We start from the raw sequence: 20,666 nt of genomic DNA on the forward strand, positions 1-20,666 counted from the left end.
AAACAGCCTGTCTGCTCCTGTGTTCACAATATCAGGGGGTCAGTCCGGCAATGTACTGGGACAAAGCCTTTATTTCAGCATCGGACAGCTGCTTGGCCACACTCCTCATCACCCGCGTATCACCGTCATTGGCCCGGGTGCCAGTGCGAAACGCCTTCAGCTGGGCCTCAATGTAACCCGCGTATTGGCCGCCCAGGCGCGGATAACCGGCGGGTTCGTTGCCCAGGCCGGAGGGGGAGTGACACCCCATACAGGCGGGCACGCCGGTGGCCGGATTGCCCGCACGGTACAGGTCGCGGCCCAGGGCCAGGCCATCGACATTCTCGCCACTGTTCAGCATCACCGAAATCGGCTGGGCGCCGGAAACCTGCTGCTGCTGGGAAGCGAAATAAGCCGCCATATCGCGGAGATCCTGTTCACTGGAGTTATCCAGCTGGCCGATCATTTGGGGAGCCGCCCGCGCGCCGGATTTGATATCCATTAACTGCTTGAACAGGTACTTTTCTCCCTGGCCGGCTATCTTGGGGAAGGCCGGTGCGATGCTGTTGCCATCGGTGCCGTGACAGGCGGCGCAGGTGGCAACCTTGGCTTGACCTGCATTGGGGTCCCCCTGTGCCGTGGCAGTCGCGACCCCGAGGGCGCCGGCCAGGCCCAGGACCAGGGCTACAGCGGTGTTATTAATAATGCTTTTCATACGTCGTCCCATAGCGCGCTGAATGCTGAAATATGGCGTTTACATCCTATCCGGACCGCCGCGGCGCCAGACGACAAAAGCCGGAGGCGACGCTCAAACCGCGGCATTATATACTTGCGCGCCAAGCGAGTGTACCTAATCTGCGGGCCGACCATGTCAGAACCGAAACCCGAGACGATCCAGTTTCGCAATGTTGAATTTTTAACCAGTGCGCCAACACTGGCGGAGTGCCCACCCGATGAGGGCGCGGAGGTGGCCTTCGCAGGCCGCTCCAATGCGGGCAAGTCCAGCGCCATCAACGCCCTGACCGGAAGCAACAAACTGGCCCGCACCTCAAAAACCCCCGGGCGTACCCAGTTGATCAATTTCTTTCGCATCCGCGATAACCTGCGCCTGGTGGATCTGCCCGGCTACGGTTACGCAAAGGTGGCGCGCTCAATGAAGGACGAGTGGCAGCGACACCTGGCTTTCTACCTGGAACAGCGCCAGTGTCTGCGCGGCCTGATCCTGCTGATGGACATCCGCCATCCGCTGAAAGAATTCGATCTGCACATGATCACCTGGGCAGCCACTGCCGGGCTGCCGGTACATCTCTTGTTGACCAAGGCGGACAAATTGAAGCAGGGCCCGGCCAACAACACCCGCTTCGCGGTTGAGAAGGCATTGAAGGAGAAGGGGTTGAATACCGGCGTTACCGTCCAGACTTTCTCTTCCACCAAGCGGACCGGGCTGGACAAGCTGGAGAGAAAGCTGGTCGACTGGCTCGCACCCCGGGAAACACAGGCTCAGCGGGACAGCTAACCCCTTAGCAGGCTGTTGAAAAAGTATATATCAACAGCCTGCTCTCCCGAACAGCGATATTCGGGCCGCAAATCAAGCGTGTAACTGCTTGAATAGCGCGGGATCATTGCGCGGTAATCACTACTTTTGCACACCCCGGCGAGGCAGCAGGGAGCGCAGCAACAGCCGTTGTAACCGCTGGCGCGCACCCAACGTTTCGCAGTGCAGCTCCTCAGCGCACAGGTGGCGCTGGGCCAATAGCGTGGTCAGTGTGTCCTCGCGAATGGCGACCATCAGCAGGGGCGAAGAGTCTCTGCGCATGGCACCGGCCATCCTATCAATGCAGGTGGGTATCGCCAGCAACGGGGGAAGGTTCGCTGCCCGCCCCGGGACCCTGCACCGACCGGGGGTGATCCTCGGGGTAGAGGGCGCTGATACAGTCGGCGGTAACCCGCTGTTTGCAGCCATCCCGCAACTGGCGCGCAAGGAGCGAACTGGCACCCGCGCGAATATAGTTGCATAGTTTTTCATCACCCAACTCCCGGTAGGCTGCCATTAAGCAGAGGGCATTTTCACTAAAGCGCGTCGCCGACACTGCATAGCTGGGCCACTGCTTGGTCAGCAAAAATCCCGCCAGGTCGAAAGCGGACCCCAGGTAGGGGATTGCATCCGCACCATTGCCCTCCTCGGACAAGATCTTGCCCCTCTCCATCCAATCGAGCCATGTCTTTTCGGCACGGCCTTTGTCGGCAATCAACCACTGGCTGTGATTTGCACACAGGTAACGTAGATTCACGGCGACCTCCTTTGCTTCCACATAGTTAAATATAATAATAATGATTATCATTTACAATAGTGGCACAATCATTTTCCAGAGACTTCTGAAGGCTTAGGGCAATGCAAAAAAAAGCCGGCAGATGGGAGCTGCCGGCCAGGGGTCAGTGCCCTTGGGGATGGGCACCTAAGCAGGTGTACCCAGGGGGAGGGTACATCTGTTGGGTTCTCACACGTACATTCTCTATTCCACTGGGTCTAAGGTAAGCTGCTACCGGTGGATTTCCCAATGCGGCTACTGCACTAGCGGTCGCACCGGATTCAAACAATCTGCTGAGCATTGTATTGCTTTTTGCCCGCAATACAGGCAAAGCATTTCTATCGCTTCGATTGTCTGGGTCTATCAACCCCATCGCCAAACAAAAAAAAGCCCCGACACAGCGGAGGGTTCGGGGCGAGGGGAAGATAACTTCCAGTTTGGGGTTGGGTGATCAACGATCTGTAACCTTAGAGAGGCAATGAAAGGACCGGTTCCCACCCGCTGAGTAAAGAAGAGTAAATGCCAATCATGCACAAAATGTCTCTAAAGCCTTTTCAGACTAACTGAGCTTGCCCTGCTGTCCTTTCAAGGGCTCAACTCGACGGCGGGACCACCGCGATGCAGCCGGCCGATAGCCTCAGCGATCAAAGGTGCACAATCGATGACTGTCAGGGAGGAAGTCTGTGTGGACTGCGGCAGCGAGTTGGTCACCACCAATCCCCGCAGGGGCAAGGCGGACAGCCGGGCCAGGGCGTTGTCACAGAATTGGCCGTGACTGGCGAAAGCGTAAACCTCACTGGCCCCGGCCTGACCCAGGGCTTCAACAGCACGGATCATGGTACCGCCACCGGCGATCAGGTCGTCCACAATCAGTACCGTCGCGCCTTGTACCTCACCGACCAGAGTGCCACCGGTGAGCTGACCGTTGCTGCGGTACTTTTCCACAAAGGCGTGCCCCAGCGGTCGCCGCAGCCTTTCCGACAGCGCCAGGCGAAAGGCTTCGGCGCGTTTGACTCCACCAATATCCGGCGAAGCCACCACCAACGGGACCTGACTTGACGCCAGCTGGCTGGCGGCAAAATCTACAAAGATTGACCGTGCCTGCAGGTGCAGGGTACGACAGCGAAATGCGTTTTCGAATGCGGCCAGATTGTGCGCATCCAGCGTGATCACGCAATCGGTGCCGACGGCTTGGAACAAATCGGCCAGATAGCGGCCCGACAAGGGGTCCCGCGCTTTGGTGCGGCGGTCTTTGCGTCCATAACAGAGATAGGGAATCACCGCTGTCACCCGTGTGGCGCCCGCGTCCCTGAGAGTGGCGATAAAAAACAGCAGCTTTACCAGTTTGTCATGGACACTGCTGTCAGCGCCGCTGTGCAGGGACTGAATCAGGTAGACATCCGCACCCTCCACATCGTCCAATGGGCGCAGCTTATGCTCTCCATCCTCGAAGCTGCGTTCCTCATGGGAGGCCAGCGGCTCCCGCAGCTGCGCGGCCACCCGGTGCGCGAAAGCGGCGCCCTCGGCCAGGCTAAACAACTTCAGACGCATCACCGGACAGTCATCCCCGGGTTCGGAGGAGGACCGAGGGTGATAATTAGATCGACGACAGTTAACGCTTCACACAGGTGATTGTCGCTTGTGCTTTGACCCACGGGCCCGCGGGCCCGCGATGCTACTCGCCCGGTCACGACGAAGCCCCCGAAAGCTGCCGGGCTGTTTCCATCATCGCGATGACCTGCTCGTCCGTAAGTTGGGAAAAGTCCCTGTACCAGGCGCCGATGGCCCAAAACGCTTCCGGGTAGCGCAGGCAAATAAAACGGTCCACCAGCGGTTCAAAACGATGCACGACCGATGGTGGCGCCACTGGTACGGCGAGTAACAAAGTGGCTGGTTTTTGCCCGCGGACGGCGCGTGCCGCGGCCTCCATAGTGGCGCCCGTAGCGATACCGTCATCCACCAGAATAACGCATCGGTCCCGGAGTTGGGGCCAGGGGCGGTCGCCCCGGTAGCGGGTGGCGCGCCTCGACAGCTCCCTCTGTTCCGCGCGGGTCCGCTGTTCCAGGGCCTCATCGTCGACGCCACAGCTGGCGACCACATCTTCGTTGAGGACCCGGGACTCACCGGTGATAGCACCCATCGCCAGTTCCTCGTGCCCCGGCACCCCCAATTTGCGCACCAGCATCAGGTCCAGGGGTGCCCGCAGCGCCCGCGCCAACTCCAGGCCCAGGGGCACTCCGCCCCGGGGCAGGGCCAGGACAATCACATCACTGCGGCCGGCGTATTCGCTCAGTCGTTCCGCCAGCAGGCGCCCGGCCTCCTCGCGGTTCTCGAAGGGCGTCGTCACAGCCCGTTCCCCGCTCACATCGTCGGTTGCTCAATAAAATTAGACTAGCAAACACTGACCGCTGATTGATTGTGCAAGGAGCAGCTCCGCCGGCAAAAGGGTAATGTCCGGCCCGCTGTCATTAACCCGGCAATTTAGTGGGTTGCGGAATCGCGACGGCGGCCGGTGCATAAAAAAAGCCCCGGACTTGGGGGGGGTCCGGGGCTAACATCTGACTTCCTTGGGGGATGATGACGCATTCCAACGATCTCGTGTGATTAGAGCGGCCATTGCCACCCAGGTTCCCCAGCGAGGGTTAAAAAATGTAAATTCCCGTTAATTGGCGCATTATTTCTCCTCCATCACCCCGAGTGTCTGGGATCCGGCTGGTGTAGCAAAGCTCTAGCTGGCTGTTGAAATTCGAAGAATTTCGACGCCTGGCACCGGAAAATGGATCTTCCGGCAAAATCAACGACGCCTAACTGGTTGATTTTGGGAGAAGAGTGAAAATCACATTTTTCGCTTTTCGCGCTTTGAAACAGGCAGGATGCCCTTTTCAACAACCTGCTAGTGGGCCTGATCCCAGTTTGCCCCCTGGCCCACATCGACAATCAGGGGGACACGCAATTCCGCCGCACCCTGCATCAACTCGGAGATACCTTTGTGGACCCGGTCCACCTCGGTTTCCACGACCTCCAACACCAGCTCATCGTGCACCTGCATGATCAATTTGCTGGCCAGTTGCTGCTCCGCCAACCACGCCTCCACCCGGATCATGGCCCGCTTGATGATGTCCGCTGCCGAGCCCTGCATGGGTGCATTGATAGCGGTGCGCTCTGCAGCCTGGCGCTGTGCGCCGTTGCGGGCGTTGATCTCCGGCAGGTACAGGCGGCGGCCGAAAAGGGTTTCCACATAGCCTTTCTCCGCCGCGTGCCTGCGCGTATTCTCCATGTAGGCCCGGACCCCGGGGTAGCGCGCGAAGTAACGGTCGATATAAGTCTGGGCATCCGCGCGGGGAATGCCCAACTGTTTGGCGAGGCCAAATGCCGACATACCGTAGATGAGACCAAAGTTGATGGCCTTGGCGCGGCGGCGCTGCTCGCCACTGACTTCCTCCGTCGACACTTCGAAAACCTCCGCCGCGGTGGCGCGGTGAATATCCTCGCCACGGGCAAAGGCCTCCACCAGACCACTGTCTCCGGACAGGTGGGCCATGATGCGCAGCTCAATCTGTGAGTAGTCAGCGGCGATAATCACACTGCCGCCATCAATGCGTGGATCGGCCACGAAAGCCTGGCGAATACGGCGCCCCTCCTCGCTGCGGATGGGAATATTCTGCAGATTGGGGTCGCTGGAAGAGAGCCTTCCGGTGGCGGCCACCGCCTGGTGGTAGGAGGTGTGCACTCGCCCGGTGGAGGGGTCGATCATCTGTGGCAGCTTATCGGTATAAGTGTTTTTCAGCTTCGCCAGTCCGCGGTACTTCATGATCAGCGCCGGCAACTCGTGGCTGTGGGCCAGCTCCTGCAACACCGGCTCCGCGGTGGAGGGCGCCCCCTTGGGGGTTTTCTTGATCACCGGAATCCCCAGCTTGTCGAAAAGTATCGCCCCCAGCTGCTTGGTGGAGCCCAGGTTGAACTCCTCCCCGGCGACTGCAAATGCCTGCTGCTCCGCCTCGCGCATTTTCTTCTCTAATTCGATACTCTGTTGGGCCAGCATTCCGGCATCGATATAAGCACCGTTGCGCTCCATATGGGCGAGTACCGGCAACAGTGGCATTTCGATCTCATCCAGTACCTTCTCCAGCGACGGCTCCAGTGCCAGGCGACGGCTCAGTTCACCGTGCAGACGCAGAGTAATATCGGCATCCTCGGCGGCATAGGGACCCGCCCTCTCCAGCTCAATCTGGTTGAAGGTAAGCTGCTTGGCACCCTTGCCGGCGATATCCTCAAAGTGCACCGTGTGCTCGCCCAGGTATTTAAGTGCCAGACTGTCCATATCGTGGCGGCTGGCGGTGCTGTCCAGCACATAGGACTCCAACATGGTATCGCGGCTGATGCCGCGCAAGTGAATTCCGTAATTGGCCAGAATATGGCTGTCATATTTCAGGTTCTGACCCACCTTTTTCTGTGCCGGGTCTTCCAGCAGCGGCTTTAGCTTTTCCAGCACCTGGTCAAAAGGCAACTGCTCCGGTGCCCCTATGTAGTCGTGCGCCAGTGGCACATAGGCGGCCTCTCCCGGCTGTACGGCAAAGGACACCCCAACCAGCCTGGCCTGCATGTAGTTGAGGCTGGTGGTTTCGGTATCGAACGCAAAAATGGACGCATCGCGAAGCCTTCCCAGCCAGTGATCGAACTCCGCCATATCGGTCACTATCTGGTAATCCCGCTCCGCCGCTTCCTGCATGGCCTGTTGCGCACCCTCACCACCGCTCAGCTCATCCAGCCAGCCGCGAAACTCCATCGCTGTAAACAGCTCAATTAATTTTTCCCTGTCCGGGGTTTCATTGTGCAGCTCCTGCGGCTTATAGGGCATGTCCACATCGGTCTTGATGGTGGCGAGCTGATAGGAAAGCTCTGCCACCTCGCGGTGCTCCGCCATTTTTTTTGCCAGTGTCTTGCTACCGCGAAACCCCAGTGGCGCTATGGCGTCGAGGTCGGCGTAGATATTCGTGAGGCCACCCAGGTTCTGCAACAGCGCCAGCGCGGTTTTTTCGCCGACCCCGGGAACGCCGGGAATATTGTCGGACTTGTCGCCCATCAGGGCTAAGAAGTCGATGATAAGCTCGGGCCCGATACCGTACTTATCCCTCACCCCCCCTTCGTCCAGCTCGGTGTTGGACATGGTATTCACCAGGGTTATCCCCGGGCGCACCAGTTGCGCCATGTCCTTATCGCCGGTGGAAATAATCACCTCTGTGCCCTGCGCCTGCGCCTCCAGGGCCAGGGTGCCGATAACGTCATCCGCCTCCACTCCGTCAATGATCAGCCGCGGCAGCCCCATGGCATCGACGATGTCGTGAATCGGCTGGATCTGCTCGCGCAGGTCATCCGGCATGGGAGGCCGGTGAGACTTGTAGTCCGCGAACAGTGCGTCGCGAAAGGTTTTGCCCTTGGCATCGAACACCACCGTGACCGTGCTGTCAGGGTGCTCCTTGAGGTGGCGGCGCAACATGCTGATTACGCCGCGTACCGCGCCGGTGGGCTGGCCGCTGCTGGTGGTCAACGGCGGCAGTGCATGAAAGGCGCGATACAGGTAAGAGGAGCCATCCACAAGGATCAGGGGAGCGGCGGGAGCTTGTTTGTTACGCATAATTTTCCGGAAATCTAGCAGTGAGTGGTGGGTCATCGACATAGCACAACAGGATACCCGCGTTGGTTTTTTTTCGCTTGTATCGATACTCGATTACGCGCACTGACCACCGCATCCTCCCGCGATACCAGCGGCATTTACAACCCTGGTTCCAGGGCCATAGCGCGCCGCGGGCAGTCCACTGCAGCGCCCCTGCGCCTGTGGCCACCCCCATAACGGAAATCCGGCTCCCCCTCCCACGTCCGCTTCGGTTGGGCTGCTATACCTATGCATATTGGTCAAAGTTCATGCAAGGAATATTGCTATGTCGAGAGTCGTTTTTTCCGCTTTGTTACTGTTGTTCACCATCGGTTCAACTCCCCTTCTGGCAGATGCAGCAGGCCAGCAGGTACAGCAAGCCGGACCGATGGAGTATCTGGAAGTTTTCGGCACCCCGGAACCCAGTGATGACGAGGAAAAAGCTCGACAGGTCCGCGACCAGAGGCGACAGCTGCCGCAACAGCATCGGCGGGAGCAATTGCGCCGCTTGCGGGAGACTCAGGTAAAACCCATCGAACAGTTGCGCCAGCAGCTTAAACGGACCCGCGGCCGCACGGAAACGGAAGAGGAACACTAGCGCGCAGCGAGGGGAAATTGTCGGCGGGGTTCCCGCCGGTGAATTGCGCCGGCTCTACCGCTGCGCGGATGTCTCTGCCAGGCACCCGCGCGCATCGGTGAGCAGCTGCCGGACCAGGGCTCCGTAATCGGCTTCCCGGGGCAGGTCGCTGCCCAGCAGATCCAGTGCCCCATAGCGCAGCCCCAGGCTAGCGGCCGTCTGCCGGTCCCGGTCGTTGGCCGGCGCCTTACCGAACAGGCAACCATCCCCCAATCCCTGCAGCTCCAGCAGTGTACGGGCGCCGCGCTTTGTATGGCTGCTGTCACTCAGGGCCCGGGTGCGAACGCCGGCGGGACCGAAGAAATGCCCGTAAGCGTCGTGGGTCACCACTATCGGTACTTCGCGATAAGCCCACAATGCGCGGTTCAAAACCTTTTGTGCGTTGGCCATGCGACGGGAAAAATCCCGGGCACGCTGGCGGTAACCCTCCACTCCGGCCGGGTCCAGCTCTCCCAGGCGGTCTGCGATATGGGCGCCGATCACCGCCGCATTGAGCGGTCGCAGCCACAGGTGGGGATCCCCGGCAGAGGCACCCGCGGTCTCATAACCTCCGGCATCCAGCAGTGCCAGCTGTCGCTGCCGCGGCAGCGATGCCAGCTGGCGCGCCAGCACCCCCTCCAGCTCCGGCCCCATCCAGACCACCAGGCGGGCGTTTTCCAGGGCTGCCCGCTGGGATGCGCTGGGCGCGTAGCGATGGGGATCGTCACCGGTCATCAGAGTGCGCACCGGTATGTCCGGCCCGACGATTTCGCGCGCGATCAGTGCCAGTGGGCGCATACTCACTACGATTTCCGTGGCAGCCGGTGGGGCTTCTTTACTGCAGGCCGCAACCGCAGCCAGGACGAACAGGAACAACAGGCGCATCACAACCATCATCTGACTCGTGGGGGGCGACGGGAATGGGATATAATCACACTCGGCCTCCCCCCGCCAGCCTTGTAATTTCCTCCACACAACGCCGGAGCTTCGCCCTGAGCCAGTCCCCAGCCCTTATCACCGCCGACCACCTGGGTCTGGAAGTGGCCGGCCGGCAACTGTTGCGGGATATTTCCCTACAGGTTCGCGCCGGTGAAATCACCACCGTAATCGGCCCTAATGGCGCCGGTAAAACCAGCTTACTGCGGCTGCTACTGGGTCTGACGCCGCCGACCCAGGGTAGGGTGTGGCGACAGCCGGGGCTGGTATTGGGCTATATGCCCCAGCGACTGCACATAGATGCTTCTATGCCCATGTCGGTACTGCGGTTTTTGCAACTGGGCCAGCCGCGCCTGAGTTCGGCGGAGGCAGTGGCGTCCCTACAGAGAGTGCGCGCGGAACAACTGCTGGAATCCAGCCTGGCGCAACTCTCCGGCGGCGAGATACAGCGGGTACTGCTGGCCCGTGCCGCATCCCGTAAACCCGGATTGCTGGTCCTGGATGAACCGACCCAGGGCGTGGATCTCGGCGGCCAGGCCGAGGTTTACCAACTGATCGCGGCGCTGCGCGACCAGTTGGGCTGTGGCGTTCTGTTGGTATCCCACGACCTCCACCTGGTGATGGCGGCCACCGACAGGGTACTGTGCATCAACCAGCACATCTGTTGCCAGGGACTGCCGGACCAGGTCAGCCGCGACCCCGCCTATCTGGCGCTGTTCGGCGACAAGGTGGTGCCCTATACCCATCGCCACAATCATCAGCACGATATCAGTGGCGACATAGTCTCCTGTGATCATCAACACCATTCCAGCGAACCCACAGGGAAGGAAACCTGAGTGGCCGAATTCGTCGTTTTGCTACAAAGCCGCTTCCTATGGCTCGCGCTCGCCGCCGGCCTGTTGGTGGCGGTGGCCAGCGGCCCCCTGGGCTGCTTTGCGGTGTGGCGCCGTATGGCCTACTTTGGCGACACCCTGGCCCACTCCGCACTGCTGGGCGTAACGCTGGGCTTCCTGCTGCAGATACAGCCCACCCTGGCGGTTGGCGCCACCTGCTGTCTGCTGGCGCTGTTGCTGGTATCTCTACAGCGGCGTCAACAGCTGTCTGTGGATACCCTGCTGGGCATCCTGTCGCACTCCATGCTGGCATTGGGCATAGTGACCGTGAGCCTGGTTGGCATCCAGGTTGACCTTCTGTCGCTGCTGCTCGGCGACCTGCTCGCGGTAAGTACGCGGGACCTGCTGCTGATGGGTGTGGCGGTAATCGTCATCGGCAGTCTGTTGTATTTTCTGTGGGAACCGTTGCTGGCCTTCACCCTGCATGAGGAACTCGCGGCGGTAGAGGGTGTACCGGTGGAAAGAGTCCGCCTGGCGCTGATGCTCATGCTGGCCCTGTTGATTGCTATCGCAATGAAAGTGGTGGGCGTCCTGTTGATTACCGCACTGCTGATTATCCCCGCGGCAGGCGCGCGCAGGTTTTCCAACTCCCCCGAGCGCATGGCGCTACTGGCCTCGGCGATCGGCTGTTGCGCCGTAGTCCTGGGCCTGCTGGCATCAGTCCTGTGGGACACCCCGGCAGGCCCCTCCATAGTACTGGCGGCGGGCATACTGTTCCTGACCAGCCTGCTGCGCGCGCGCGCCGCTTGAGCGGCCCTGCCACTCTCCCCCGGTTCGTTGAATGTCGCCCTAACTCTCCCCGGAAGGGAGCGCAAGGGCTAAGCTTGTGCTAATGCAAATCTGGCACCTGGGGCGCCGGCAGCAAGCAGTAGACAGGGAGCGGTATTCAGATGGGCAAGTTCACACAAATATGGCTGGCAGTGCCGGCCGCACTGATGGCTGGCTGTTTGGGGGTGGGTACGGAGCAGCCACAGATCACCCAGCATGCAGGCAGCTCCACCTCCGTCTGCAGCGACAAGTGGCAACTCAAGCGCCTGCGGGTAAACGGGGAAACCGTCGAGGTTGAGGACAGCTCCCGCTACACCTTTGTCTGCAACCCGGCGGGCGATGTAGTGGGTAAAAGCGGTATCAATACCTTTCGCGGCTCAGTCAAGATTACCGACAACGGCCAGATGATCTGGGACACATCCAGTTTTGCCTCCACCAAGATGAGCGGGCCCGATTATCTGATGCAGCAGGAGAATGCCTACCTGGGCGCCCTCGCCGGCACCCGCCAGGCGCTCACCAAGTCCGGCGGCAACCGCCTGATTCTGCGCAACCCTTCCGGCGACATCTATATCGAATATGTCAGGGTAAATCCTTGATATAGACCGCAGACGGGCGGCAGTTTTTGCGTTTTAATAGCATAAAAAAAGAGGTCCGCGCCGTGGAAGCATTTCGCACTCTGTCGCCAGTGCGCCTGTTGCTGTGGATAACGCTCAGCGCGACACTGCTGGGCGGCTGCGGAAAATTGCAGAAATCCGAGCAAACGGACAGCAGCCGGCAATCCTATATCTGCGAGCACCAGTGGCTGTTGCAAAGCCTGTCCGTGGACGGCCGGCAACACCGCTACCGCATGTTGTGGCAGAAAGTCTGGCGCGACCGCCCCTACCTTACCTGTGACAAACTCGGCCATGTGCGCGGCAGCGCCGGCGCCAACCCTTACACGGCCCGCTTTTCCCTCTCCCAAAACGGCGATTTTTCCTGGCAGGAGGCGCCGAAAATTTTGCGTATGGGCGATGTCGAGGACAGCGGCGCACTGGAAGAGGATTTTCTCGAGGCTTTATCGCGCACCGGCAGTTTGGTGGTCTCGGAGAATACACTGATTCTGCAGGATAAAAGCGGTTCCTCACGGCTCGTGTTCCGCCGCGCCGATGAAGTTGGCAACTAGCAGGTTGTTGAAAAAGGCATCCTGCCTGTTTCAAAACACGAAAAGCGAAAAATGTGATTTTCACTTTTCGCCCAAAATCAACGACTTAGGCGTCGTCGATTTTGCCGGAACATCCATATTCCGGTACCAGGCTGTCGAAATTCTGCGAATTTCAACAGCCTGCTAGGGCCACATGGTCCCGCGAAAAAAGGCGGCCCCCGGGGCCGCCATCACTCTAAGTCGAGAAATCCCACAGAGAGAAGGTCAACAATGTCCCGACAGCCGCTCGAAATCCACCCATGCGGCGGGCGGGGACATCGTTGCGAATTTATTTTAGTTGCCGCTTGTGACAATCAAATGACTGGATTAAAAAGGGCGCCGCTGGTGCCGCTCCAGATTTTCCTGCCTTTTGCGCTCGCTCTTGCGCAGTAAAACGTAGGTGGCACCCATACCACCATGCTGTTTTTGCGCACTGTGGAAGGCCAACACTTCTGCAAGTTGCGGCAGCCAACTGTTGACACAGCTTTTAAGCAGGGCCGGCTGCTTCCGCCCCGCGCCCTTGCCGTGGGTAATCAAGGCACAGCGCACGTCGGCCTCGACGCAATCGCGCACAAATTCAAACAGTGCGCGGCGCGCCATTTCCACCGTGTGGCGATGCAGATCCAAACGCGCATCCACCCGGTACCTGCCCAGGCGCAAGTTGCGGTAAACCCCGTTCTGCACCCCATCGCGCTTGAACTCGATTGGATCCCAGGGGGCCACCGGCTCCAGGTACTCCCCATCCCCCGCCAGCGGATTCAGCTCACTGGACTGCTCCCGGGTGGCGGCTTGGCGCCGCGCACTCTGATTAAGCGCAACGTGGGCCCGCTCGGTTTGCAGGGTCACCCTGCGCTCTTTCTGCAGCGGCTTGACGTCACCCAGTTGCCCCAGGGCGCGGCGGAAAATATCGCTGTCGCTTGTCACCGTCCTGTCTCTCCAGTGGCAGCAGAGCTAACTCGGTTATTGTGAACAGGCCCTAGCAGGTTGTTGAAAAAGGCATCCTGCCTGTTTCAAAACACGAAAAGCGAAAAATGTGATTTTCACTTTTCTTTCAAAATCAACGACTTAGGCGTCGCCTGCTAGTCCAGAAACAGGTCCACAGCCAGTTGGTCGGCCATGTCCGGATTGTGCGCATACTCCACAAAGTTGGTCACTCCGCGCTCCCGCAGCAGTTCCTCGTCGATCAGCTGCTGGCCGCTGAGCACACCCTTCTCGGTGCACAGGATTTCGTAAGCTGCATCCGCCATGATGACCGGCTTGCGGCTCTGCTCGAACATCTCCCGACTGCCCACCGCGAATTCAATCGCCGCGGTTGCCACCAGGGTTCGCGGCCAGAGCGTGGCGACACTGATTCCCGTATCGCGCAACTCCTCGGCCAGACCCAGGCTGAGAATCGTCATGCCGAACTTGGAAAGAGCGTAGGGCGCACAGGGCCCCAACCACTTGGGCTGCAGATTCAGGGGCGGCGACAGACTCAGAATATGGCCGTTGGTGGACTTTTTAAGATAGGGAATCGCCAGATGGGCGGTGAGGTACACAGCGCGGCTGTTGATGCTCTGCATCAGATCATAGCGTTTTGGGGGTGTGGACTCGACGTTGGTCAGGTTGATGGCGCCGGCATTGTTGATCACCGCATCGATACCACCGAACCTGTCCGCCGCAGTGGCCAGTGCATCCGCCACCTGCGCCTCTTCACGCACATCCACCTGCAGCGGCAGTGCCTGGCCACCGGCAGCTTCCACTTCCTCCGCAACCGAGAAGATGGTCCCGGGCAGTTTGGGGTGGGGCTGGGCGGATTTCGCCGCAATGACGATGTTGGCCCCATCGGCGGCACATTTGAGCGCAATCGCCCGACCGATGCCGCGGCTGGCGCCGGTGATAAACACTGTCCTGCCGCGCAGGGCTCCGGTATTTTCACTCAGGGTAATCGGCTCTTCGCCCATGCTCACTCTCCAGGGTGGTCCCGGTATTGGTCAATGTGGGTCAGCGGCCGGCAGGGTCACAACCGCGGGGGTATAGGTGTCCCTGAAGGCCTGCGGCATACGGCGCGGTCTGCCGCTGGATAATTCAATGCATACCATTTGCCACTGCGCCCGCAGGATAAGTGCACCGTCCGACAGGCGAAACACCTGAAACCTGCGGGTCAAATTGATACGCCCGTCCACCATGGTCAGCCAGGTGCCGAACAGGAGTTCATCACCCTCTCTGGCGGCCAGTATATAGTCGTACTCGGCGCGGCGGATCGCCATTCCGCGGTCCAGTTGCTGGTAGTGGGAGACATCCAGCCCCAGGGCAACGCTGTGGGCCCAGCCGGCCCGCTCACACCAGCGCACATACTCGGCGTTGTTCACGTGGTGCAGCCCGTCCAGCTGCTCCCCCGCCACTTCGACCCGCCACTCAAAGGGCCGGGGCAAATCCCACTTCATTGTCACTCCACCTCAGCTGCCGGGGGCAGCCAGACCCCGCACTCTCCGGCACGAGGCTATGCCATTGGCCGCGCTGCGGCAAGTCGCCGCCGTGGCGACCCAAAATGCAAGAAGGCCCCGATGGGGCCTTCCTGTGCGACGACCTGAGCGAATTACGCCTCGGTCGACTCCGCCTGATCTGCCGACTGCTGCTGCGACTGGGCAAGGGCAGCGGCAAAAAGAGCGTCGAAATTGATCGGCGGCAACATCAAAGCCGGGAAGGAGCCCTTGATCACCGCATTGTCCACCACCTCGCGGGCATAGGGAAACAGGATCTGGGGGCAGGCGGTATTCAACGCCTGAGCCAGCTGCTGACCCTCCAGGCCCTTGACGGTAAACAGGCCGGCCTGCTTTACCTCTACCAGAAAAGCAGTCTCTTCCTCGAGCTTTACAGTGATAGTGAGAGTCAAAACCACTTCGTACAGATCTTCATCGATCTTGGCGGTCTGAGTGTTCAGCTCCTGGCCTACCTGGGGTTTCCACTGCTTCTTGAATACTTCTACGCCCATCGGGGTTTCGAAGGAGAGGTCTTTCAAATAGATGCGCTGCATCGCGAACTGCACGCCTGGACCCTCAGCCTGTGGCGCGGCACCGTTCTTTTCTTCAGCCATGTTACTGCCTGTCGTTGGTAATCAATGGTTTATTTCCGTCTTCCCTGAGAAAGACTCCCTGTATGAGCCTTTCAAATGGGGCCTCCGAATACCGTTTCAAGGCCTGGGTTGATATTTGGCGCCAATTTGCCGCGGAACTCAGGCCCGGGACTGCAGCAGTTTGTCCAGCTGCCCACTGTGCTCTGCCGCCATTAACTCGTCACAGCCGCCCACATGATGGTCTCCCACCCAGATCTGCGGCACAGTGCTGCGGCCCGCCTTAGCGGCCATCTCTGCGCGCAAACGCGGGTCGCCATCCACCGGAATCTCTTTGTAGTCCACGCCTTTACTGTTCAACAGGCGCTTGGCGCGAAGACAGAAGAAGCAGAAACGGGTGGTATAGATAACAACGGGTTGCATTAACTTCAGCTCTCGATTGCGGTCAGCTCTTGACCAGCGGCAGATTCTGCGTGGACCACTCCGTCATGCCACCCTGCAGCCGGCGCACGCTAAATCCCTCACGTTTCAGGGCGCGCCCCACGGCACCCGCGTGCTGGCCCATTTTGTCCGCCACTATCAGCGGCTTGTCCTTCATGGACGCCAGCTCATTCAGGCGTCCGGCCACCTCCCCGTGGGGAATGTGCAGCGCGTCGACAATATGGCCCGCGTCATAGTCACCGCAGTCGCGCACATCGAGCACCCGTGCGCCCTGGCTGTTGATCAGGCGTGTCACCTCATGCACCGAAGCGGGAATACCGGCGTTGCGGCGCTCATTCAGCGCAAAGGCATAAAGGAGTATCACCAGCAGGCTGACCAGTAGCCACTGCTCGCTTATAAAGACGAAAAAATCCACTCGGCCCCCAGTTTCGTCAGTGTCTTTTGTTGTCCCCCGGACACTTGCGCAGTTCAGGAGAGGGCGGGAGTATACACTACTGTGGCGAATTCTTAACCAGTGAATCTTTGGGTCCGGCGCCACTACACCTGACCAACGGCGGTCAAACAGGTTAAAATCCGCGTCCCCATACTGAGTCAGCCATTGGGAAACTCCACGCATGACAGCCGCCCAGTCCCCACCCAAACACCCGCTGGTCCTGTTGATCCTGGACGGCTTCGGCCACAGTGACAATTCTCAGCACAACGCCATTCACTCGGCGCTGTCCCCCGTGTGGGACGAAATCTGGGCAACCCGGCCCAGGACCCTGATTCAGACCTCCGGCCTGGCAGTGGGGCTGCCCCAGGGCCAGATGGGCAACTCCGAAGTGGGGCACATGACCCTGGGCGCCGGACGCGTGGTCTATCAAAATTTCACCCGCATCAATAAGGCCATCGGCAGTGGCGACTTCTTCCGCAATCCCGCCTACACCGCCGCGGTGGACAAGGCCATTCTCAACAACGGTGCTGTGCATATCATGGGACTGGCGTCCGAAGGTGGTGTGCACAGTCACGAGGACCATATCGTCGCCATGATCACCCTGGCCGCCCAGCGGGGCGCCAGAGCGATTTACCTGCACGCTTTCCTGGACGGGCGCGATACCCCGCCCCGCAGTGCCGAAGCCTCCATCGCGCGTCTGACACAGGTGTGCGATTCGGTGGGAAGCGCCCGCATCGCCAGCCTGGCGGGGCGCTATTACGCCATGGATCGCGACCAGCGCTGGGACCGCACCCAGGCTGTCTACGACCTGCTCACCCGGGGCAGCGCCGCGCACCGTGCGGAGGATGCGCTGGCCGGCCTGGCAGCGGCCTATGAGCGGGGCGAAAATGATGAATTTGTCGCGCCGACCCTGGTGGGGGCAGCGGCGCCAGTGGCCGATGGCGACAGCTTGATCTTCATGAATTTCCGCCCGGACCGCGCCCGCCAGCTCACCCGGGCCTTTACCCAGCCGGATTTCCAGGGCTTCGAGCGCGCCGCTGAGCCCAAGCTGGCGGATTTCGTGATGACCACCGAGTATGCCGCCGACATCCAGGCCAGCTGCGCCTTCCCGCCCCAGGCATTGGCCAACTCCCTGGGGGAGTATCTGGCTCAGCTGGGTAAGACGCAGCTGCGCATCGCGGAAACGGAAAAATATGCCCATGTGACCTTTTTCTTCAGCGGCGGTCGCGAAGCCCCTTACAGCGGCGAAACCCGCGAACTGATCAAGTCCCCCGACGTGGCCACCTATGACCTGCAACCGGAAATGAGCGCGCCGGAAGTCACCGACAAGCTGGTGGCGGCGCTGGAGGCGGGTGCCTTTGATGTGATCATCTGCAATTACGCCAACGGTGACATGGTCGGTCACACCGGCGTCTTCGAGGCAGCGGTGAAGGCGGTTGAAACTCTGGATCACTGTGTCGACCGGGTCGTGACCGCGGCTCTCGCCGCTGGCGGAGAGGTATTGATTACCGCCGATCACGGCAATGTGGAAGAAATGTATGATGCGGCCTCCGGCCAGGTCAGCACCCAGCACTCCACGCTGCCGGTGCCCCTGGTCTATATAGGTCAGCGCAAACTCGCCCTGCGCGACGGCGGCAGCCTGGCGGATGTGGCCCCCACCATGCTGGCACTGATGGACCTGCCCCAGCCCGGGGAAATGACTGGCCGGAGCCTGGTGCAATGGGAAAGATGAAACAGCTACTGCGCAGGCTTCCGTACGCGCTGCTGGCCCTGCTGCTGGCGGCGCCGGCCCAGTTTGTGCAAGCCCAGACCGAACAGGAACGCCTGCACGAGGTTAAACAGCGCATCGAGGCTTTGCAGCAGGAACTCCGACAGGTAAAAAATGAGCGCGACCAACTGCTAGAGGATCTGGAGACCAGCGAGAAGGATATCTCCGATCTGTTGCAGCGCATCGACAGGATCAAACGTGACACCCGCAGCCGCAACAACAGGCTGCAACAGCTGGAGCTGGAGCGGCAGCAGCTGGAGCAGTCCCGGCGAAGTATGCAGCGGCAGGTCGAACAGGAAGTCGCCGCCGCTTACCGACTCGGCAAACAGGAGCAGATCAAACTGCTCCTGAACCAGCAGGACCCTCAACACATCGCCCGCCAACTCCGCTACCACCAATACTTCCTCCAAGAACGCAGCCGCGTCATCGACGACTATCTCGACACACTCAGTAAGCTGCGGACCCTCAGTCGCACTATTGAAGGGGAGCGCGACACCCTGGCGGCAGAACTGCGGCAGCTGGAAATCCGTGAACAGCAACTGCGCAGGGCGCGCAGCAAGCGCCAGGACGCCCTCGCTCAACTGACACTGCGCCTGGCCGACAAGAACAATGCGCTGCAGAAGCTGCAGGGGGACCGAAACCGCCTGCAAAAACTTGTGGATCAGGTGGGCCGCGCTATCGCCAGCCTGATCGATCCCGACCACCAGCAGCCCTTCGCCAGGCAGCGGGGCCGCATGGACTGGCCCAGCAAGGGCCGGCGGGCCAATGCCTTCGGCCAGCGCCGCGCCAACGGCATCACCTGGACCGGTATTACCATCCGCGCCAGCGAGGGAACGCCGGTGCGCGCCATCCACCGGGGCCGCGTGGTATTTGCAGATTATCTGCGCGGCCAGGGCATGCTGATCATCCTCGACCACGGCGATGGCTATTTGAGCCTCTATGGTCACAATCAGTCGCTCAGCCGCAGTCTCGGTGAGTGGGTGGAGACCGGAGACACTATCGCGCGCGCAGGCAATACGGGCGGCCTGAGCGATAGCGGTGTCTATTTCGAAATCCGCCATGACGGCCAGCCTCAGGACCCCACCATCTGGTGCCGAAGCTGACCCGGAGCCCCGCCGTACAGCCCCCTCCCCGCCAGCCGGCAATACCGCCGCACCATCTCAAGTTGGTAGAATGGCATGTCAAGTTGGAAACTTAGCTTCTTTCCCAGGTCTACACTTTGGCGAAGAAGCGAACAAATAAGGCCGAGGTCTAACCGTTATGCCAACTCCCAAGACGCTGGCCGCCGTCATCGGCGCAGCTGCCCTCACCGCGCTGCCGCTGATTGGTCTTAGCCAAGGGGATGCCCCAGCCAAACAGCCACCACCAGCAGAGACCCGACTGCCCCTGGAGGATCTGCGCAGTTTCGCCAAGGTGTTCGAACAGATCCGTCAGGGCTATATCGAGGAAGTGGACGACAGCACCCTGCTGGAGTACGCCATCAAAGGTATGTTGCAGGGTCTGGACCCTCACTCCGCCTATCTGGACCGCGAATCTTTCGACGATCTGCAGGCAAATACCACCGGCGAATTCGCCGGCCTGGGTATCGAGGTGGGTATTGAGAACGAGCATGTCACCGTCGTCACCCCCATGGACGACACACCGGCCGCCCGCGCCGGCCTGAAATCCGGCGACATCATCCTGCGCCTGGCCGGCAAGTCCATGCGCGGTGTCAGCCTGGAAGAGGCCGTGGAACGCATGCGCGGACCCATCGGCAGCAGTGTGACCCTCACCATAGCCCGCAAAGGCTACAAGGAGCCCTTCCAGGTCACCATCAAACGCGACAAAGTGCGCGTACCCAGTGTGCGCGGTGAATTCCTCGAGGACGGCTACGGCTACCTTCGCATCAGCCAGTTCCAGGTCGACTCCGGCCGCGACCTGGCTCGGGCACTCAAAAAGCTGCGCGACGAGCGCGAGCTGAAGGGCCTGATCCTCGACCTGCGCAACAACCCCGGCGGAGTGCTGCAGGCCTCGGTGGAAGTGGCGGATGCCTTCCTGGAAGAGGGCCTGGTGGTGTACACCAAAGGCCGCAACGACTCCTCCAATCTGCGCTACTCGGCGGAGCCCGGCGATCTCAGCGACGGCACACCCCTGGTGGTGCTGATCAACGGCGGCTCCGCTTCGGCGGCGGAAATTGTCGCCGGCGCCCTGCAGGATCACCGCCGCGCTGTGGTGATGGGCACCGACAGTTTTGGCAAAGGCTCAGTACAAACGGTGATTCCCATCAGCCGGGACCGCGCCATCAAACTGACCACCGCCCTCTACTACACCCCCAATGGCCGGTCCATTCAGGCCCAGGGAATCAACCCCGATATCGAGGTGGAACGGGTCAAGGTCACCCGGCTGCCATCGGACTCCCGCACCACCGAGGCGGACCTGGCCGGGCACCTGGACAATGGCAACGGCGGTGCCGAGCGCAACGCCGAGGACCGCGCCCGCGAAAAGGCCCAACGGGAGGACTGGTACGGGCGCGACAACCAGATATTCGAGGCACTCAACGTGCTGAAAGGGCTCAATCTCTACGCCCAACGCGATCGCCTGGAGCGCGAGCGGTTAGCCCGCTTAAGCCAGTGATACAACCCCCACGGGTGGGAGACTG

Annotated in this window: 22 protein-coding genes; 9 read left to right on the forward strand and 13 right to left on the reverse strand. The window is 60.6% G+C overall.

Annotation, left to right across the window (positions count from 1 at the left end; genetic code table 11):
- Window positions 1-31: 31 nt before the first annotated feature.
- Window positions 32-694, reverse strand: a complete 663-nt coding sequence (locus ABVT36_RS04190; protein WP_368455409.1) for a cytochrome c — start codon at window positions 692-694, stop codon at window positions 32-34.
- A 153-nt stretch (window positions 695-847) separates the two neighbouring features.
- Between ABVT36_RS04190 and yihA the strand changes: the two genes are divergently transcribed.
- Window positions 848-1,495: a ribosome biogenesis GTP-binding protein YihA/YsxC gene (yihA, locus tag ABVT36_RS04195; protein WP_368455410.1), complete on the forward strand. Its 648-nt coding sequence runs from the start codon at window positions 848-850 to the stop codon at window positions 1,493-1,495.
- Window positions 1,496-1,615: 120 nt separating this feature from the next.
- Here yihA and ABVT36_RS04200 read toward each other — a convergent pair whose 3' ends face one another.
- The 5 genes from ABVT36_RS04200 to polA all read right to left on the reverse strand — a co-directional run bounded on the left by ABVT36_RS04200 (window position 1,616) and on the right by polA (window position 7,923).
- On the reverse strand, window positions 1,616-1,795 hold the full coding sequence (locus ABVT36_RS04200) for a hypothetical protein (RefSeq protein ID WP_368455411.1): 180 nt from the start codon (window positions 1,793-1,795) through the stop codon (window positions 1,616-1,618).
- A gap of 16 nt (window positions 1,796-1,811) precedes the next feature.
- Window positions 1,812-2,270, reverse strand: coding sequence for a hypothetical protein (locus ABVT36_RS04205; protein ID WP_368455413.1), 459 nt, complete (start codon window positions 2,268-2,270; stop codon window positions 1,812-1,814).
- A 603-nt stretch (window positions 2,271-2,873) separates the two neighbouring features.
- Entirely contained in the window at window positions 2,874-3,839 is a 966-nt protein-coding gene (locus tag ABVT36_RS04210; RefSeq protein WP_368455414.1) for a ribose-phosphate diphosphokinase, read from the reverse strand.
- A 136-nt stretch (window positions 3,840-3,975) separates the two neighbouring features.
- Window positions 3,976-4,635, reverse strand: coding sequence for a phosphoribosyltransferase (locus tag ABVT36_RS04215; protein ID WP_368455415.1), 660 nt, complete (start codon window positions 4,633-4,635; stop codon window positions 3,976-3,978).
- 546 nt (window positions 4,636-5,181) lie between these two features.
- Window positions 5,182-7,923 carry a DNA polymerase I gene (gene polA, locus ABVT36_RS04220; RefSeq protein WP_368455416.1) on the reverse strand — a complete coding sequence of 914 codons (2,742 nt, stop codon included), beginning with the start codon at window positions 7,921-7,923 and terminating at the stop codon, window positions 5,182-5,184.
- A gap of 304 nt (window positions 7,924-8,227) precedes the next feature.
- Between polA and ABVT36_RS04225 the strand changes: the two genes are divergently transcribed.
- Window positions 8,228-8,539, forward strand: coding sequence for a hypothetical protein (locus ABVT36_RS04225; RefSeq protein WP_367148918.1), 312 nt, complete (start codon window positions 8,228-8,230; stop codon window positions 8,537-8,539).
- 54 nt (window positions 8,540-8,593) lie between these two features.
- Here ABVT36_RS04225 and ABVT36_RS04230 read toward each other — a convergent pair whose 3' ends face one another.
- Complete coding sequence (locus ABVT36_RS04230) at window positions 8,594-9,454, reverse strand: metal ABC transporter solute-binding protein, Zn/Mn family (protein WP_368455417.1); 861 nt, start codon at window positions 9,452-9,454, stop codon at window positions 8,594-8,596.
- 23 nt (window positions 9,455-9,477) lie between these two features.
- Here ABVT36_RS04230 and ABVT36_RS04235 point away from each other — a divergent pair, with 23 nt between their 5' ends.
- The 4 genes from ABVT36_RS04235 to ABVT36_RS04250 all read left to right on the forward strand — a co-directional run bounded on the left by ABVT36_RS04235 (window position 9,478) and on the right by ABVT36_RS04250 (window position 12,316).
- Entirely contained in the window at window positions 9,478-10,329 is an 852-nt protein-coding gene (locus tag ABVT36_RS04235; protein WP_368455418.1) for an ATP-binding cassette domain-containing protein, read from the forward strand.
- A complete protein-coding gene (gene znuB / locus ABVT36_RS04240) occupies window positions 10,330-11,136 on the forward strand; it encodes a zinc ABC transporter permease subunit ZnuB (RefSeq protein ID WP_368455419.1) in 807 nt (268 codons plus the stop codon).
- A gap of 140 nt (window positions 11,137-11,276) precedes the next feature.
- Entirely contained in the window at window positions 11,277-11,750 is a 474-nt protein-coding gene (locus ABVT36_RS04245) for an META domain-containing protein (RefSeq protein ID WP_367148927.1), read from the forward strand.
- A 26-nt stretch (window positions 11,751-11,776) separates the two neighbouring features.
- On the forward strand, window positions 11,777-12,316 hold the full coding sequence (locus tag ABVT36_RS04250) for an META domain-containing protein (RefSeq protein ID WP_368455420.1): 540 nt from the start codon (window positions 11,777-11,779) through the stop codon (window positions 12,314-12,316).
- Between the two features lie 345 nt (window positions 12,317-12,661).
- Here the strand turns inward: ABVT36_RS04250 and smrA are convergent, their stop codons facing one another.
- The 6 genes from smrA to ABVT36_RS04280 all read right to left on the reverse strand — a co-directional run bounded on the left by smrA (window position 12,662) and on the right by ABVT36_RS04280 (window position 16,242).
- Window positions 12,662-13,258, reverse strand: coding sequence for a DNA endonuclease SmrA (gene smrA / locus ABVT36_RS04255; protein WP_368455421.1), 597 nt, complete (start codon window positions 13,256-13,258; stop codon window positions 12,662-12,664).
- Window positions 13,259-13,413: 155 nt separating this feature from the next.
- Window positions 13,414-14,277: an SDR family oxidoreductase gene (locus ABVT36_RS04260; RefSeq protein WP_368455422.1), complete on the reverse strand. Its 864-nt coding sequence runs from the start codon at window positions 14,275-14,277 to the stop codon at window positions 13,414-13,416.
- Window positions 14,278-14,307: 30 nt separating this feature from the next.
- Window positions 14,308-14,760 (reverse strand): acyl-CoA thioesterase, encoded by a 453-nt coding sequence (locus ABVT36_RS04265; protein ID WP_368455423.1) that lies wholly within the window; start codon window positions 14,758-14,760, stop codon window positions 14,308-14,310.
- 152 nt (window positions 14,761-14,912) lie between these two features.
- Complete coding sequence (gene secB, locus ABVT36_RS04270; RefSeq protein WP_367148993.1) at window positions 14,913-15,410, reverse strand: protein-export chaperone SecB; 498 nt, start codon at window positions 15,408-15,410, stop codon at window positions 14,913-14,915.
- Window positions 15,411-15,548: 138 nt separating this feature from the next.
- Window positions 15,549-15,809, reverse strand: a complete 261-nt coding sequence (gene grxC / locus ABVT36_RS04275) for a glutaredoxin 3 (RefSeq protein ID WP_367148994.1) — start codon at window positions 15,807-15,809, stop codon at window positions 15,549-15,551.
- 22 nt (window positions 15,810-15,831) lie between these two features.
- Window positions 15,832-16,242 (reverse strand): rhodanese-like domain-containing protein, encoded by a 411-nt coding sequence (locus ABVT36_RS04280; protein WP_368455424.1) that lies wholly within the window; start codon window positions 16,240-16,242, stop codon window positions 15,832-15,834.
- A gap of 199 nt (window positions 16,243-16,441) precedes the next feature.
- On the opposite strand from ABVT36_RS04280, the gene gpmI reads away from it, so the two are divergent.
- The 3 genes from gpmI (at window position 16,442) to ABVT36_RS04295 (ending at window position 20,641) form a co-directional block, all read left to right on the forward strand.
- Window positions 16,442-17,992, forward strand: a complete 1,551-nt coding sequence (gene gpmI / locus ABVT36_RS04285) for a 2,3-bisphosphoglycerate-independent phosphoglycerate mutase (RefSeq protein WP_368455425.1) — start codon at window positions 16,442-16,444, stop codon at window positions 17,990-17,992.
- Window positions 17,980-19,131, forward strand: coding sequence for a murein hydrolase activator EnvC (locus tag ABVT36_RS04290; protein ID WP_368455426.1), 1,152 nt, complete (start codon window positions 17,980-17,982; stop codon window positions 19,129-19,131). Before gpmI ends, ABVT36_RS04290 begins: the two co-directional genes overlap by 13 nt.
- 157 nt (window positions 19,132-19,288) lie before the next feature.
- A complete protein-coding gene (locus ABVT36_RS04295; protein WP_368455427.1) occupies window positions 19,289-20,641 on the forward strand; it encodes a S41 family peptidase in 1,353 nt (450 codons plus the stop codon).
- The last annotated feature ends 25 nt before the right edge of the window (window positions 20,642-20,666 follow it).

The organism is Microbulbifer sp. TYP-18, from assembly GCF_040932045.1.
GTDB lineage: Bacteria > Pseudomonadota > Gammaproteobacteria > Pseudomonadales > Cellvibrionaceae > Microbulbifer.